General features: G+C 65.8%; 14 protein-coding genes. 7 read left to right on the top strand and 7 right to left on the bottom strand.

Annotated elements, in window-relative coordinates; all coding sequences use genetic code 11:
* Nucleotides 1–12: 12 nt before the first annotated feature.
* Entirely contained in the window at nt 13–1455 is a 1443-nt protein-coding gene (purB, locus tag ACTJK0_RS06845) for an adenylosuccinate lyase (protein ID WP_440744712.1), read from the bottom strand.
* A gap of 166 nt (nt 1456–1621) precedes the next feature.
* Here purB and ACTJK0_RS06850 point away from each other — a divergent pair, with 166 nt between their 5' ends.
* Both ACTJK0_RS06850 and ACTJK0_RS06855 read left to right on the top strand, forming a co-directional pair.
* Nucleotides 1622–1924 (top strand): hypothetical protein, encoded by a 303-nt coding sequence (locus tag ACTJK0_RS06850; RefSeq protein WP_110545481.1) that lies wholly within the window; start codon nt 1622–1624, stop codon nt 1922–1924.
* The gene (locus tag ACTJK0_RS06855; RefSeq protein ID WP_440744713.1) at nt 1924–3261 is read left to right on the top strand and encodes a WXG100 family type VII secretion target; all 1338 of its coding nucleotides are present in this window, start codon (nt 1924–1926) and stop codon (nt 3259–3261) included. Before ACTJK0_RS06850 ends, ACTJK0_RS06855 begins: the two co-directional genes overlap by 1 nt.
* A 23-nt stretch (nt 3262–3284) precedes the next feature.
* Here ACTJK0_RS06855 and ACTJK0_RS06860 read toward each other — a convergent pair whose 3' ends face one another.
* The gene (locus ACTJK0_RS06860; RefSeq protein ID WP_440744714.1) at nt 3285–4190 is read right to left on the bottom strand and encodes a hypothetical protein; all 906 of its coding nucleotides are present in this window, start codon (nt 4188–4190) and stop codon (nt 3285–3287) included.
* A gap of 206 nt (nt 4191–4396) precedes the next feature.
* Entirely contained in the window at nt 4397–4822 is a 426-nt protein-coding gene (locus ACTJK0_RS06865) for a phage holin family protein (RefSeq protein WP_110545476.1), read from the bottom strand.
* A 106-nt stretch (nt 4823–4928) separates the two neighbouring features.
* On the opposite strand from ACTJK0_RS06865, the gene ACTJK0_RS06870 reads away from it, so the two are divergent.
* From ACTJK0_RS06870 to ACTJK0_RS06890, 5 genes are all read left to right on the top strand, one after another.
* Nucleotides 4929–6047: a histidinol-phosphate transaminase gene (locus ACTJK0_RS06870; RefSeq protein ID WP_110545474.1), complete on the top strand. Its 1119-nt coding sequence runs from the start codon at nt 4929–4931 to the stop codon at nt 6045–6047.
* Between the two features lie 149 nt (nt 6048–6196).
* Nucleotides 6197–7429, top strand: a complete 1233-nt coding sequence (gene pdhA / locus ACTJK0_RS06875; protein ID WP_110545472.1) for a pyruvate dehydrogenase (acetyl-transferring) E1 component subunit alpha — start codon at nt 6197–6199, stop codon at nt 7427–7429.
* Nucleotides 7429–8409, top strand: a complete 981-nt coding sequence (locus tag ACTJK0_RS06880) for an alpha-ketoacid dehydrogenase subunit beta (RefSeq protein WP_110545470.1) — start codon at nt 7429–7431, stop codon at nt 8407–8409. The genes pdhA and ACTJK0_RS06880 overlap by 1 nt, the downstream gene beginning before the upstream one ends.
* 7 nt (nt 8410–8416) lie before the next feature.
* Nucleotides 8417–9904: a dihydrolipoamide acetyltransferase family protein gene (locus ACTJK0_RS06885; RefSeq protein WP_110545468.1), complete on the top strand. Its 1488-nt coding sequence runs from the start codon at nt 8417–8419 to the stop codon at nt 9902–9904.
* Nucleotides 9905–9909: 5 nt separating this feature from the next.
* On the top strand, nt 9910–10539 hold the full coding sequence (locus tag ACTJK0_RS06890; RefSeq protein ID WP_440744715.1) for a phosphatase PAP2 family protein: 630 nt from the start codon (nt 9910–9912) through the stop codon (nt 10537–10539).
* 26 nt (nt 10540–10565) lie between these two features.
* On the opposite strand, the gene ACTJK0_RS06895 is transcribed toward ACTJK0_RS06890, so the two are convergent.
* The 4 genes from ACTJK0_RS06895 to ACTJK0_RS06910 form a co-directional block, all read right to left on the bottom strand.
* Entirely contained in the window at nt 10566–10901 is a 336-nt protein-coding gene (locus tag ACTJK0_RS06895) for a hypothetical protein (RefSeq protein WP_440744716.1), read from the bottom strand.
* 175 nt (nt 10902–11076) lie between these two features.
* Nucleotides 11077–11505 carry a universal stress protein gene (locus ACTJK0_RS06900; protein ID WP_440744717.1) on the bottom strand — a complete coding sequence of 143 codons (429 nt, stop codon included), beginning with the start codon at nt 11503–11505 and terminating at the stop codon, nt 11077–11079.
* A 44-nt stretch (nt 11506–11549) separates the two neighbouring features.
* Nucleotides 11550–12842 (bottom strand): aminotransferase-like domain-containing protein, encoded by a 1293-nt coding sequence (locus ACTJK0_RS06905; protein ID WP_110545464.1) that lies wholly within the window; start codon nt 12840–12842, stop codon nt 11550–11552.
* 47 nt (nt 12843–12889) lie between these two features.
* Nucleotides 12890–13654 (bottom strand): GerMN domain-containing protein, encoded by a 765-nt coding sequence (locus ACTJK0_RS06910; protein ID WP_440744718.1) that lies wholly within the window; start codon nt 13652–13654, stop codon nt 12890–12892.
* Nucleotides 13655–13785 lie beyond the last annotated feature (131 nt).

A 13785-nucleotide genomic window follows, 5' to 3' on the forward strand; every position in this document is an offset into this window, starting at 1 on the left:
CCGGCGCAGTGCCTACTTCAGGTGGTCCACCAGCTGGTCCGCGATGCCGGTGTACCGGCCGGGGGTGAGGGCCAGGAGGCGTGCCTCGGCCTCCGGGGAAAGGCCCAGGCCCTGCACGAACTCCTGCATGCGGGCGGCATCCACGCGCTGGCCGCGGGTGAGGTCCTTGAGGCGCTCGTAGGGGTTCTCCATGCCTTCCACACCCGCGATCGCCTCTGCGCGCATGACCATCTGGATGGCCTCGCCCAGCACCTCCCAGTTGGTGTCCAGGTCCGCAGCCAGGACGTCCCCGGCAACATCCAGGCGTTCCAGGCCCTTGGCCACATTCGAGATGGCCAGGAGGGAGTGCCCGAATGCCACGCCGATGTTGCGCTGGCTGGAGGAGTCGGTGAGGTCGCGCTGCCAGCGGGAGGTGACCAGGGTGGCGGCCAGGGTGTCCAGCAGGCCGTTGGAGACCTCCAGGTTGGCCTCGGCGTTCTCGAAGCGGATGGGGTTGACCTTGTGCGGCATGGTGGATGACCCCGTTGCGCCGGCCACGGGGATCTGCGCGAAGTAGCCGATGGAAATGTAGCTCCAGATGTCGGTGCACACGTTGTGCAGGATGCGGTTGAAGCGCGCGACGTCGGCGTACAGCTCAGCCTGCCAGTCATGGCTTTCGATCTGGGTGGTAAGCGGGTTCCAGGTCAGGCCCAGGCCTTCGACGAAGGAACGGGACACCTGCTGCCAGTCGGCACCGGGGACGGAGGCAACGTGGGCGGCGTAGGTGCCGGTGGCACCGTTGATCTTGCCCAGGTATTCGGTCTTCGCGATCCGGTCCAGCTGGCGGGTCAGGCGGTGCGCGATGACGGCCAGTTCCTTGCCCAGCGTGGTGGGGGTGGCCGGCTGGCCATGGGTGCGCGACAGCATCGGAACGGCACGGTTGTCCTCGGCCATCTTGCTGATCTGCGCCACCAGCGCGCGGGCCGCCGGCAGCCATACGTCCTCGACGGCACCCTTGACGCCCAGTGCGTAGGAAAGATTGTTGATGTCCTCGGACGTGCAGCCGAAATGGACCATGGCGGTCAGGTTCTCGATGCCGATCGCGGGCAGGCGGCGGCCGATGTAGTACTCTACGGCCTTCACGTCGTGGACAGTGACGGCTTCGATCTCGGCGAGTTCGGCCACGGAAGCAGCATCGAATTCGGTGACGATGGCGCGCAGTTTCGCCTGCTGTTCCGGACTCAAGGGACCTGCGCCGGGAAGCACGTTGTTGCTGGTCAGGTGGATAAGCCATTCAACTTCCACGGCCACGCGGTCCCGGTTCAGGGCTGCCTCGGACAGATAGTCAACGAGGGGCGCGACGGCGGACTGGTAGCGGCCGTCCAGGGGTCCGAGCGCGATTTTTTCCGGTGACGCGGCGAGGGCCAGGCGTCCTGAGGGCGTACGGGTATCAGCTGTGGCGGCAGTTTCAGGCATGTGCTGATTCTTTCATGAAGTCCGGCACGGCCTTAAGCCGCCCTCTTCCGTTACTTGTCCACATAGCCGGCGGCGGCCCTTAGCTGGGGAGCGTTTCCTCCTTAGCGTTGGGGACAGCAGGAGTTGGCGAATCACCTGGCCGGGGAGGCCACGACAGGAAGCTGGCATGGGATACGAGGCAGGCGAGGGCATATGGGGCGGCGGGCTGCATGTCAGCCTTGAAGTACAGGAGCTGGGCAGTAAGGTGGCGCAGTGCGCCGACAGGGCGGAAGAGGTGCTTGCGGGCTTCCATGACATCCAGTTGGCCAGTTGGGAGTCCCCTGCCGGGGAGGCCTACCGCAACAGCGTGGGCCTGCAGGCGGTGGCGGTTCGAATAGCCCTGGACAGGATCCGGGAGGCCACTGCGGCGGTGGCGGCCCATGCGCGGGCCGCGCTGACGTCCGAGTGCTCGCCGGACGGCCGGCTCTGATGGCGGACGCTACACCGGCCGGGTCAGGGGGACCCATCCGCGTCTCACCCCCGGCCCCCGACGGCATCCTGACCATTTCCGGCGGCGTGGGCGGCATCACCGTCCAGCTGGAGGAACTGGACGTGGGAGCCGGAAAGGTCGACGCCCTCGCCGACCGGCTCGCCGCCATCGAAAAGGAACTTTTCGGCGCCTGGCAGGGACTTGGCTCCTACCAGAACCACCCGCGCAGCACGGGGACGGCCGCGCTCATTGCCGTGGGCGAGGCAAGGGACGCCTGCCAACGGGTCCGGCTGGAGCTGCAGCGCATCAGCGGTCAGGTGCGGGGTTGCCGGCGGGACTACGAGGCAGCCGAGCAGCTGAAGCGGATCCTGGGCCTACCGGACCCCCGTTCGGAACTGCAGAAGCATGGGGACTTCTGGCGAACCGGTTTCCTCAACGGCGACGCCACTGAAAGGCTGGTGGCCCATGGCGTCACCATCCTCCCGGTGGCCAGGCCCGCGGTCGAAGAGGTGTTCTCTTCACTGCGCACTGGACCGGTCAAAGCCAAACAAGAGGAAAGTATCGCCATCAATCTCGATGCTACGCCAGCCGGACTGCTGGAACGGGTCAGGCTGCTGGAGGAGCGCGGCAGCGGATTCATCGAAGTCATCGAGGTGGCTGACAAGGGCGGGCAAGCTTATGTGGTGGTGGTTCCCGGCACCCAGGTGAAGGAAGCGGACGCCGGAACGAATCCCTTTGACCTCGGCGGAATCCTCGACGGCATGGGCAACAATTCCGCCCAGGTGAACGCCGCTGTCCTTCAGGCGCTGCAGGCTGCCGGTGCGGAACCGGGCGCGGATGTGGTGGCCGTCGGTTACAGCCAAGGCGGCATTCATGCGATGAACCTGGCGGCCGACAAGGAGTTCTCCCGGAACTACGACATGAAATATGTCCTGACCGCCGGGTCACCCATTTCCCGCATCATCCCCCCGGACGATGTGAGCACCCTTCACCTGGAACACCGCACCGATTGGGTGCCCGGCAGCGACGGCTCTGCCAATCCGGACACGAGGAACCAGGTCACCGTTACTGTGACCAACGACCTCTATGTCCGTGGCGGTGAGGATGCCGGCCTGGGACCGGGGCACCGGCTCAGCGGATATGAGGAGGCCGGCCGCCTGGTAGCGGCGAGCAAGGACCCTTCGCTGGTCCACTCCACCGCTGCACTCGGCGCGGTCCTGGGGGCTGGGGGAGCCGCCACGGCCACCCGTTTTTCCTTGACGAAGGCGCCCCCGCCTCCTCCCCCTATGGACGGCAGGGACCCCTTTTCGGGTCGCCGCCAACTGAGTGCCCGGTAGGAGTGGCGCGGATACTGCAGGGGTCAGGAGATCTGGGCTGCGTGCAACTCGGCGTACGCCCGGACACGCATCGTGCCCGGGGCTTCAACCGGCTCCGGCGCCGGCTGGGGAGCAGGTTCGGGCGCAGCTGCGGGGCACTTGTAGTTGTAGTCGAGGTCGCCTTCAGTGAATTGCGTCGTCGTGACCACCCCGCCGGCCGTTAGAGGAGCAGCCCCGCAGTATTCCCGGGCAGACGCGGTGGATTCGGCGCCTGCCAGCCAGTTCCCCAGCCGGTACAGGTTGCTGCCGGGGCCCACTTCGCCCACAATTTCGCCGAACTGGTACGACGTGGAGTAAATGCCGACCTCGACGCCGATGCCCTGCAGGTATGCGGCCATGCCCTCCAGCTCCGCCGCATTGGTTGCCTTGTTCCACAACCAGCTGTTCCCGGTCTCCACATCCAGCCACCACGTGCGCCGTGCCGAGTCGCCTGCATCCTTCAGGATCGCCACATCATTGGCCGCCATGGCGTACCCGTGGACATACGCGCACGCCGGCGATCCGCTGCCGTCGCAGCTGCCATACGGGTTACTGACATTTCCGCCCCGATAGGTGTTGTCCCCCGGCCACCACGACGAATCCACGGGCCCTGTCGCGGCCGTGTTCACATACACTGCGGCGGGTTTGCCCGCGGCAGACTCCGCGCTGAGGTCCGCCCAGGCAAGCTGCGGTGCCAGGCATGGATTGACGGTTTCCGGCCGGCCGCCGTTCACGCCCACAATGGCGAACGCAGGGGGAGCGGGAAGATCTGCGCCACACTGGGGCCAGGAGATGTCGTTGCCAAGTGCAGCGCTGTCCCGGGAAGGTCCTGATTCGGCTTCTGCATGCGCCGGCCCGGCAGGCAACGCGGACAGCAGGCAGGCAGCAACCAGGATTCTGAGGAATTTCATTCGTAGGCCACCGCCTCTTCGGAACTGACAACGTGGGGCCTTTAGGGGCCTGGTTGGCAGCCTAGAAGGGCCTGCCCGCGGAGGTCATGGGTAGCCGGTACTGGACTTTGGAGAGTTCAAGGAGAGTGTGGCACCCGTTGGTACCTGCTTGGAAGCCGCGGCCTACTTATGCCTTCTGCTCCGATGAACAGACCCCCGGCTTGCGGTCAGCGCCGGCCACCTGGCAGCAAACCGGCCACCAGCGAGACGAGGGAGATGATGATCGCGGCCAGGACGGCGGTCCAGAAGAAAGAATCGATTGTGAGGTGCACCGGCGTGTAGCTGCTGATCCAGGCCGTCAGGTACAACATCGCAGCATTGATGACGATGGCGAACAGGCCCAGCGTCAGGATGGTGATGGGGAGTGCCAGGAGCCGCACCAGGGGCCGCACGAATGCGTTCACTACGCCGAAGATCAGCCCGATGAAGAGGTAGGCCACGACAATCCCGATGGTTCCGGTGTCCTGCGGGATGCCGGTCCTGGCCACGGCATCGGATGCCGCGGTGCTGGAGATGTCCATGCCCGGCAGGATCCAGCTGGCCACCCAAAGAGCTGCCGCGTTGACGATGACCCGAAGGATGAATGAACCCATGCCACCATGCTTCCATACAGGCCTGGCAGGAGGCTGATTGGCGGCCCCGAACTTCAGCCGGTGGCTCCCCGGATTCCCGCTGGGGCTTGGCCGTAGGCTAGGAGTCATGACTTCTTCTGAGACCAGGGCCGGCGGACCAGCGCCGCGCCCGGTGCTGGACCTGCTGCCCCGCTATGCCGCAGGGAAGCCGCCGGCCGCCGTCCACGGGCTGGCCAGCTACAAGCTGTCCTCCAACGAGAATCCGCTGCCGCCGATTCCTGCCGTGCTGGCCGCGATCGCCGATCAAACGGACTTCAACCGCTACCCCGATCCGCTGAGCAGCAAACTCCGCGCGGCGCTCGCGGAATTCCTGGGCGTGCCGGCGGAGGACATCGTGACCGGAGCAGGGAGCCTAGGCGCCCTTAACCAGATCCTCGCGGCTTTCGCAGGCCGGAGCGATGATGGCAAGGCTGATGAAGTCATCTACGCATGGCGCTCATTCGAGGCGTATCCCATCAGTGTGGGGCTGTCGGGAGCCGAGAGTGTCCGCATTCCCGTGACTGCGGACGGGCGGCATGACCTTCACGCCATGGCCGCCGCGGTCAGCGCCCGCACTAAAGTCATTCTTCTCTGCACTCCCAACAACCCCACCGGGCCCGCGCTCACGGCAGCGGAAACGGAAGACTTCATCCGATCCGTCCCCGCCGACGTCGTGGTGGTCATCGATGAGGCCTACCAGGAGTTCGTCAGGGCGGCGGACGCCGTGGACGGGATCGACCTCTACCGGAAGTACCCCAATGTGGTGGTGCTCAGGACCTTTTCCAAGGCACACGGCCTGGCCGGACTCCGCGTCGGGTACAGCGTCTCCCACCCTGAACTGACCCAGTACCTCCGCGTGGCCGCAACACCGTTCGCGGTGTCCCAAATCGCCGAAAGGGCAGCAATTGTTTCCCTCGAGAATTACGGCCAGGTTGTGGAGAGGGTACAAAAACTCGTGGACGAGCGGGACCGGGTAACCGAAGGGCTCCGCCGGTTGGGATGGGACATTCCGGACGCCCAAGGCAACTTCGTCTGGCTCGCCCTGGGTGGTGAAAGTGCCGCCTTTGCGGAGCAGGCAGGGGCGCGCGCCCTCTCGGTGCGGGCATTCCAGGGAGAGGGGGTCAGGGTGAGCATCGGGGAGTCCGAGGCCAACACCCGTTTCCTCGAGTTGTGTGCCGACTATACAAAGGCCCCTGCAACTTCCTAGCACTTAACAAGTAGCCCTCCCGCTACGTACCGAAGATAAAGTTAGGATCAACAAGCCAATGTATATGCCGCGCCAGGAATGTATTCCTTGTGGGGCATATATCCCAGCGACATTGCATTGCATCCGGATGCGGCAAGCAAGGAGACGGTATGGGCACTCATCTGCCTTCCACCGAGTTCGAAGGAACAGCGGTAGACGACCAGCGGGAAGCCGATGCTGAAGCTGTCATGGGCGAGCCCGCGGCCCAGATGGTGCAGCTGCTTGGCCCGGACGGAAAACTCAGCGCCGATCCGGTCTTCAGCAGCTACGCGGACAGGCTCAGCCCCGAGGACCTGCGCGGGCTCTACGCGGACATGGCGGCAATCCGCCGGTTCGACGTCGAAGCCACTGCCCTCCAGCGCCAGGGCCAGCTGGCGCTGTGGGTACCGCTCACCGGCCAGGAAGCCGCCCAGATCGGGTCGGGAAGGGCCAGCCAGCCCCAGGACTACATCTTCCCGACTTACCGGGAGCACGGCGTTGCCCTGACCCGCAACGTTGACCTGGCCGAACTCCTGCGGCAGTTCCGCGGAGTTTCCAACGGCGGCTGGAATCCCAAGGACACCAACTTCCACCTGTACACCCTGGTACTGGCCGCGCAGACCCTGCACGCCGTGGGATACGCGATGGGGATCCAGCGTGACCAGAAACTCGCCGCCGCGTCTGACGCAGCAGGCAAGGAGCCGGACGCGGCCGTCATCGCCTACTTCGGGGATGGCGCCAGCTCGGAAGGCGACGTCCATGAATCCATGGTGTTCGCCTCCTCCTACAAGGCCCCTGTGGTGTTCTTCTGCCAGAACAACCACTGGGCCATCTCCGTGCCCACCAACGTCCAGACCCGCGTTCCGCTGTCCAACCGGGCCAAGGGCTACGGGTTCCCCGGCATTCGGGTCGACGGAAACGACGTGATCGCCGTACACGCCGTCACCGAGTGGGCGCTGGAGCACGCGCGCCAGGGCAAGGGGCCGGTCCTCATCGAAGCCTTCACCTACCGGGTGGGGGCGCACACCACGGCAGACGATCCCACCAAGTACCGGCAGACGGCGGAGGAGGACGCCTGGCGCGCGAAGGACCCGCTGGCGCGGCTGGAGAAGTACCTGCGTGCTGAAGGCCTTGCAGACGAGGCCTACTTCGCCAAGGTCAAGGCCGACGGCGATGAGCTGGCCGCCTATGTCCGCCGAACCGCCCATGATCTTGAAAACCCGGATATCCGGCAGGCCTTCGCAAACGTCTACAGGGAGGCCCATCCGCTGGTCGCCGAGGAACTGGCGTGGTTCGAGGAATACAGCGCAGGATTCGCCGGCGAGGAAGAGTCCGCCGGTCAGGCAGCAAAGGCAGGCCACTGATGACCACCATGACCATTGCGAAGGCCATCAACGAAGGCCTTCGCGCCACCCTGGCCGCGCACCCCAAATCGCTGCTGATGGGCGAGGACATCGGGCCCCTGGGCGGCGTCTACCGGGTCACGGACGGGCTGATCGGCGAGTTCGGCCCGGACCGCGTGGTGGACACCCCACTGGCGGAATCCGGAATCATCGGCACCGCCATTGGCCTGGCCCTCCGGGGGTACAGCCCCGTCTGCGAGATCCAGTTCGATGGCTTCGTCTTCCCCGGCTTCAACCAGATCACCACCCAGCTCGCCAAAATCCATTCACGCAGCAACGGCAACCTCAGCGTGCCCGTGGTCATCCGGATTCCGTACGGGGGAGGCATTGGGTCCATTGAACACCACTCCGAATCCCCGGAGGCACTGTTCGCCCATACTGCGGGCCTGCGCATTATCACCCCGTCCAATCCCCATGACGCCTACTGGATGATCCAGCAGGCCGTGGAATGCCAGGACCCGGTGATCGTTTTCGAACCCAAGCGGCGCTACTGGCTCAAGGGCGACGTTGATGTCGAGGCGCCCGGGCCGTCGGAGGATCCGTTCAAGGCCCACGTGCTCCGGGAAGGCACCGATGCAACCATCGTGGCCTACGGCCCCCTGGTGCCTGTTGCCCTCGCTGCTGCCAACGCCGCCGAGGAGGACGGCCGGAGCGTCGAGGTCATCGACCTCCGGTCAATCTCCCCGATCGACTTCGACACCGTCACCGCCTCCGTCCAAAAGACCGGGCGGTTGATCGTCACGCACGAGGCCCCCACGTTCGGCGGAATCGGCGGCGAAATCGCAGCCAGGATCAGCGAGCGGGCGTTCCACTCCCTTGAGGCGCCCGTCATCCGCGTCGGCGGGTTCCACATGCCCTACCCCGTTGCCAAAGTGGAGGAAGACTACCTTCCGGACATTGACCGCATCCTGGAGGCGCTGGACCGCGCCCTCTCCTACTGAGGACACCATGACCCTGAACAAGTTCAACCTGCCCGACGTCGGCGAGGGCCTCACCGAGGCGGAAGTCGTCTCCTGGAAGGTCAAGCCCGGCGATACCGTCGCCGTCAATGACGTCATCTGCGAGATCGAAACCGCAAAGTCCATCGTGGAACTGCCCTCCCCCTTCGCCGGGACCGTCACCGAATTGCTGGTGCAGGAGGGGGTGACTGTCGACGTCGGCACTCCCATCATCAGCGTCAGCGACGAAGTTTCCGGCGACCCCACTCCTGCCGATGTCCGCGCCCCCGAAGCCCCGCACTCCCCAGTCGTCCAGGAGCAGCCGCTCTATGGCAAGCTTCCGGAGGATGAGCCTGCAGGCGGAACGGCCGACGGCGGCGCTCACGGTGGTGCCCCGGCCGGCGGTCCGCTGGTGGGTTCCGGTCCCAAGGCGGACGCCGTCAAGCGGCGGCCGCGGAAGACGGCGCCGGCCGCTGCGGTGACGGTGAACGCCCCCCAGGTTGAGCCTGTCCAGCCCCGGACGCCCGCTGCGGTGTCCGCTGACGAAACCACCGTCGTCGACAACCGGCCCACCCTGGGCGACACCATCACGGGCCTGGTCAACCGGGTCCTTGCCAAGCCGCCGGTCCGCAAGATCGCCCGCGACCTGGGCATCGACCTGGCGGACGTCGTGGCCACCGGTTCACGCGGAGAGGTGACGCGGGAGGACCTGGTCAGCTACCAGGCCCAGCGCGACGCCGAACTGGACAAGGCGGACGGCTTCTGGGGCAAGGCCGGAAAGCCGCAGGACCAGCGGGTGGAGCGGATCCCCGTCAAGGGCGTCCGCAAGGCCACTGCCAAGGCCATGGTTGAATCCGCGTTCGCCGCCCCGCACGTCAGCATCTTCGTGGACGTCGACGCCAGCCGCACCATGGAATTCGTCAAGCGGCTCAAAGCCTCCCGGGACTTTGAAGGCATCAAGGTCTCACCGCTGCTCATCCTGGCCAAGGCTGTGATCTGGGCCGCCGCGAGGAACCCCAGCGTGAATGCGTCATGGGTGGACAGCGAAGGCTCCGACACCGCGGAAATCCACGTCAAGCACTTCATGAACCTTGGCATCGCCGCTGCCACACCCCGCGGGCTGATGGTTCCCAACATCAAGAACGCCCAGGACCTTTCCCTGAAGGAACTGGCCCTTGCCCTGAACAACCTTGCCACCACTGCACGTGCCGGGAAGACCCAGCCGGCGGAGATGCAGGGCGGCACGCTCACCGTCACCAACATCGGGGCCCTCGGCATCGACACGGGTACCCCGATCATCAACCCGGGCGAGGTTGCCATCGTGGCCTTCGGCACCATCAAGCAGAAGCCCTGGGTCCTGGACGGCGAAGTAATTCCCCGCTGGATCACCACGCTGGGCGGATCCTTCGACCACCGGGTGGTGGACGGCGATCTGTCCGCGCGGTTCATGGCGGACGTCGCGGCCATCCTGGAGGAGCCCGCGCTCCTCCTGGACTAGGCGGCGTGGAACAGGACGTGGCGGTAAGCAGCGGAGCCATTCGGGCTAAGAACCACACGGCCAAGTGGTTGACGGAAGTATTCCAGCCGCCCGTGGTGGTAACCCTCCAGCTATTGATCAGCCCCTTGGCCGGAGACGGGTTTCCCGAAACCATTGGGTACGGCGCGCTGGCAGCCCTCTTCGTCTGCGTGCTCCCGCTGGCCGTGCTGCTGGTCCTGGTCAGGCTGGGGAAAGTCACGGACCATCATGTGAGCGACCGGAAGCAGCGCGCGCCGGTCCTGCTGATGGCACTGGGCTGCATTGCCGTGGGCCTGCTGGTGCTCGGCGCGGTGGACGCACCCAAGAGCGTGATCGCCATGGTCCTTGCGGTAGTGGGCGGGGTGGCCGTCCTGGCGGTTGTCAGCCCGTTCTGGAAGATGAGCGGCCATGCCGCCGCTGTCTCCTGCGCCGCCGTCGTCTCCGTGCTGATGCTCGGTGCCGCCTGGACCCCGCTGCTGCTCCTGGTCCCGGCGGTCAGCTGGTCACGGGTCGTGTTGCGGGCCCATTCCCTGGCGCAGGTCGTGGCGGGTTCGCTTTTCGGGGGCGTCGTGATGGCCGGGATCTGGTGGATCCTGCAGGGCTGGCTGGTCGGCTGATTGCTCCCGCGCCGGGTCCGTTGGACCTAGTACGCGTTGTAGGCAGAGAGGGCGTCGAGGATCGCTGGATCAGCCGTGGTTCCCAGGACCACCGCTGCTGCAGTCATGAGACCACCCATCAGGGCCGCCATTCCCACCCAGGCGCCCAGCAGCTTCCAGTCTTCGCGCAGGACGCTCCGCACCGTCTGCGGGAGCTGAAGGCCAGGAGTGATCAGGTTCGGCGCGCTGTCTAGGCTGCCGTCATCGAGGAGGGCCACAACCCTGTCGTTGCTGCGGTCCACCCGCATGGCGCTGATGTGGTTGCCGTGGCGGGCCAGGAGGATGTCGTGGCCGACGAGCTGGCGGCGCTGCAGAGTAATCAAGGGGAGCCCTTCGCTGGAGGTGGAATCGTCGTGTCCACGCCTTTGGGGCCTTTACAATTTTATCTTTGCGCCAGCAGCTTAAACGGTGATAGGGCGGTGAGAACGGACACCCCCCGCAGCGATATCCGCCACCACGGGGAGTGTCCGGGGTTACGCTCCGGCCGGTATCAGGGGCTTAGTCGGCGTCGTAGGTGTTGGCGATGTAGACGTCGCACGGAGCGTTGTGGGCCACGCTGTTGGCCACGCTTCCGAGGACGCGGCCAATCCCCTGCATGCGCCGGTTGCCCACTACGATGATGCGCGCATCCATGCGCAGGGCTTCCTTGATGAGGGCGTCGGCGGGCCGTCCGCGCGCTGCCGAGTAGGTGACCTTGATGTCCCGGCCCAGGGAATCAGCAACCGTGCGCGCCACCTGCTCTGCCGCGTCTGCGTCCGACACGATCCAGCGGTCGCTTCCGCTGCCGAAGACTTCGGTCCGGTCACTGTCGAAGGCCGACACGACATGCAGCGAAGCGTCCAGCGCTGCCGCCAGGTTCCGGGCCGACTCGGCCGCCTTCTTCGCCGTTTCGCTGCCGTCAACCCCTACAACGATGATTCCACCCATATGCATGCTCCTTTGCTCGGTTTTCGGCACTCGTGGGGCTTACGCTACAGGCCGGAGATGGCTTCCTGCAGTACTTCCGCCAATCGGCGCACGCCCTCGGCGATGGCGTCCGGAGGGACGGCGCTGAAGGCGAGCCTCAGCTTGTTGGAGGGCTCGTCCGACGGCGTGAAGGCGGCACCGGGGATAAACACGACGCCGGCTTCGATCGCCTTGTGCAGCAGCGGGTATGTGTCAACACCTTCCGGCAGGGTCACCCAGACGAAGAAGCCGCCCTGCGGGTTGGTCCAGGTGGTTCCGGCCGGCATATGTGCGTGCAGCGCTGCCAGCATGGCCCGGCAACGTTCCGCGTAGAGTCCGCGGTAGGTTTCGATCTGGCCTTTCCAGTCGTATTCGCGCAGGTACGCAGAGACGAGCATCTGGTTCAGGGCAGGGGGACAGAGCGTAACCGACTCGGCGGCGAGGTAATAGCGGCGCTGGAGGTGCTCCGGCACCAGGGCCCAGCCGATCCGGAGGCCGGGTGCGAAAATCTTTGAAAACGAGCCCAGATAGATGACGTCGTCCGGGTTCGAGGCACGCAGGGGGGCCAGCGGTTCCCCCTCGAAGCGGAGCAGGCCGTACGGGTTGTCCTCCAGGACCAGGATATTCGCGCGCCGGCATATATCGACCACCTGCTGCCTGCGTTCCCTGGCCAGCGTGATTCCGGACGGGTTGTTGAAGTTGGGGATGGTGTAGAGGAACTTGATGCTCTTGCCTGCGAGTTGGAGCGCCGCGATCCGGGCCTCCAGCAGTTCCGGCACCAGGCCGTACTGGTCCATCTCGACTGTCTCCACGTGGACCTGGTAGGCCTCGAAGGTGTTCAGCGCGCCGACGTAGGTGGGATCCTCTACCAGCACCACGTCGCCAGGGTTGCAGAAAAGCTTGGTGGCAATGTCTTGGGCGGACTGGGAACCGGCCGTGATCACCACGTTCTGCGGCTTGGCGTCAAGGATGCCTTCCGCGGCCATGACGTCGCAGATCTGGGTACGAAGTTCCTCCGTGCCCTGTCCTGCCCCGTACTGAAGCGCGGTCAGTCCGTCCTCAGCAATGATTTTGGCAGCGGTGGCAGCCAGGCGGGCCAGGGGGAGTGACTGGAGATACGGGCTTCCCCCGGCCAGGGAGACTAGGCCGGGGCGCATCGAGATGTCGAAAACGTCCCTGACCGCCGACTGGCGGATGTTCGCCGCGCGTTCCGAGAACAGTTCCTCGTGCCGGTGGGCGGAGGTGGCGGCGCGCTCAATCGCATCAATGGCTTCCGCGGGCAGCGTCCCCGCAGCAGCGTCAAGTGTTTCGTGGGTCACAAAGTCAGGATACAGCCAACTGTTGCCTCAAATGCAACAGCTGTTTATCAGTGATTACCGGGGGGATCCGTCCTGGCCTGCTTCAGGGAGTCGTCCAGCAACTCGCCGTTGATATAGACGGCCGCCCTGACGCCACCCGCGGCTCCAAGAGCCGTCTGAGTGAGTTGGGCTTCCACCCGGGGGAGGTCGCACGCCCCGCCTGGATTCAGGGTCCCCGCCAGGTAGACCGTGACGGTTGTGCCATCGAAGCTGCCGGAGAGGAACCGCAGCCGGGAAGTACCCAGCGCGTTGTACAGGTTCCCCGCTTTCTGCCCGGGCCTGAGGAGGGTGTTCATGGCCGTTTTGAGGGGGTCGTCCCCTGCCGCACTTCCTTGCGGGGAACCAACCAGGCTGTCGTTGCAGCCAAAGCGGACGCCGTGCCTGCCGCCGTCGTCCAGGAGTACGAAGTACGCCGTGACCGTGGTGGCGCCGACGGGCACCGTCGTACCGGCCGTGCCCGCCGGTTCCGGGCTGCTGGAGGATACCGTCGCATCAGGACCGCCGCCCGCGTCGGGGGATGCGGCTGCCGGCTGCTGGTTTTCCGCGCCTGGCAGCGTCCTCCCGGAGGGTGTGCCGGCATCAGCGCCGGCATTCGCGGTGGAAGCGGGCGCCGGCGGCTCGGCGGCGGATGTGCCGGTTTCCCCGGTTGCGCGGGTAATGGGCACCCGGCCCGGCGAAGGTGCCGCACTGCAGCCCGCAAGCAGCAATGCAACGCATCCCGCGGCTGCCGCAGTGCCGCGTTCACGCCTGATCCAGTTCCATATGTCTGCCATGCGGCACCGCATTCCGATCCGGTAGATCCAGTGGATCAACGGTACGGCGGTCCGCGCCGGGAAAGATGTCCGCCCGGTACCGGTTGGGACAAGACTTGGTCACGGACCCCTTTCTGGCGTTAAAGGGGCGG

Origin of the sequence: Paenarthrobacter sp. 22069 (assembly GCF_052046035.1) — a bacterium.
Lineage (GTDB): Bacteria > Actinomycetota > Actinomycetes > Actinomycetales > Micrococcaceae > Arthrobacter.

What these genes read in the sequence shown, in the direction of transcription:
- purB (WP_440744712.1), bottom strand. Translation starts at nt 1,455, where the DNA reads ATGCCTGAAACTGCCGCCACAGCTGATACCCGTACGCCCTCAGGACGC.
- ACTJK0_RS06850 (WP_110545481.1), top strand. Translation starts at nt 1,622, where the DNA reads ATGGGATACGAGGCAGGCGAGGGCATATGGGGCGGCGGGCTGCATGTC.
- ACTJK0_RS06855 (WP_440744713.1), top strand. Translation starts at nt 1,924, where the DNA reads ATGGCGGACGCTACACCGGCCGGGTCAGGGGGACCCATCCGCGTCTCA.
- ACTJK0_RS06860 (WP_440744714.1), bottom strand. Translation starts at nt 4,190, where the DNA reads ATGAAATTCCTCAGAATCCTGGTTGCTGCCTGCCTGCTGTCCGCGTTG.
- ACTJK0_RS06865 (WP_110545476.1), bottom strand. Translation starts at nt 4,822, where the DNA reads ATGGGTTCATTCATCCTTCGGGTCATCGTCAACGCGGCAGCTCTTTGG.
- ACTJK0_RS06870 (WP_110545474.1), top strand. Translation starts at nt 4,929, where the DNA reads ATGACTTCTTCTGAGACCAGGGCCGGCGGACCAGCGCCGCGCCCGGTG.
- pdhA (WP_110545472.1), top strand. Translation starts at nt 6,197, where the DNA reads ATGGGCACTCATCTGCCTTCCACCGAGTTCGAAGGAACAGCGGTAGAC.
- ACTJK0_RS06880 (WP_110545470.1), top strand. Translation starts at nt 7,429, where the DNA reads ATGACCACCATGACCATTGCGAAGGCCATCAACGAAGGCCTTCGCGCC.
- ACTJK0_RS06885 (WP_110545468.1), top strand. Translation starts at nt 8,417, where the DNA reads ATGACCCTGAACAAGTTCAACCTGCCCGACGTCGGCGAGGGCCTCACC.
- ACTJK0_RS06900 (WP_440744717.1), bottom strand. Translation starts at nt 11,505, where the DNA reads ATGGGTGGAATCATCGTTGTAGGGGTTGACGGCAGCGAAACGGCGAAG.
- ACTJK0_RS06910 (WP_440744718.1), bottom strand. Translation starts at nt 13,654, where the DNA reads ATGGCAGACATATGGAACTGGATCAGGCGTGAACGCGGCACTGCGGCA.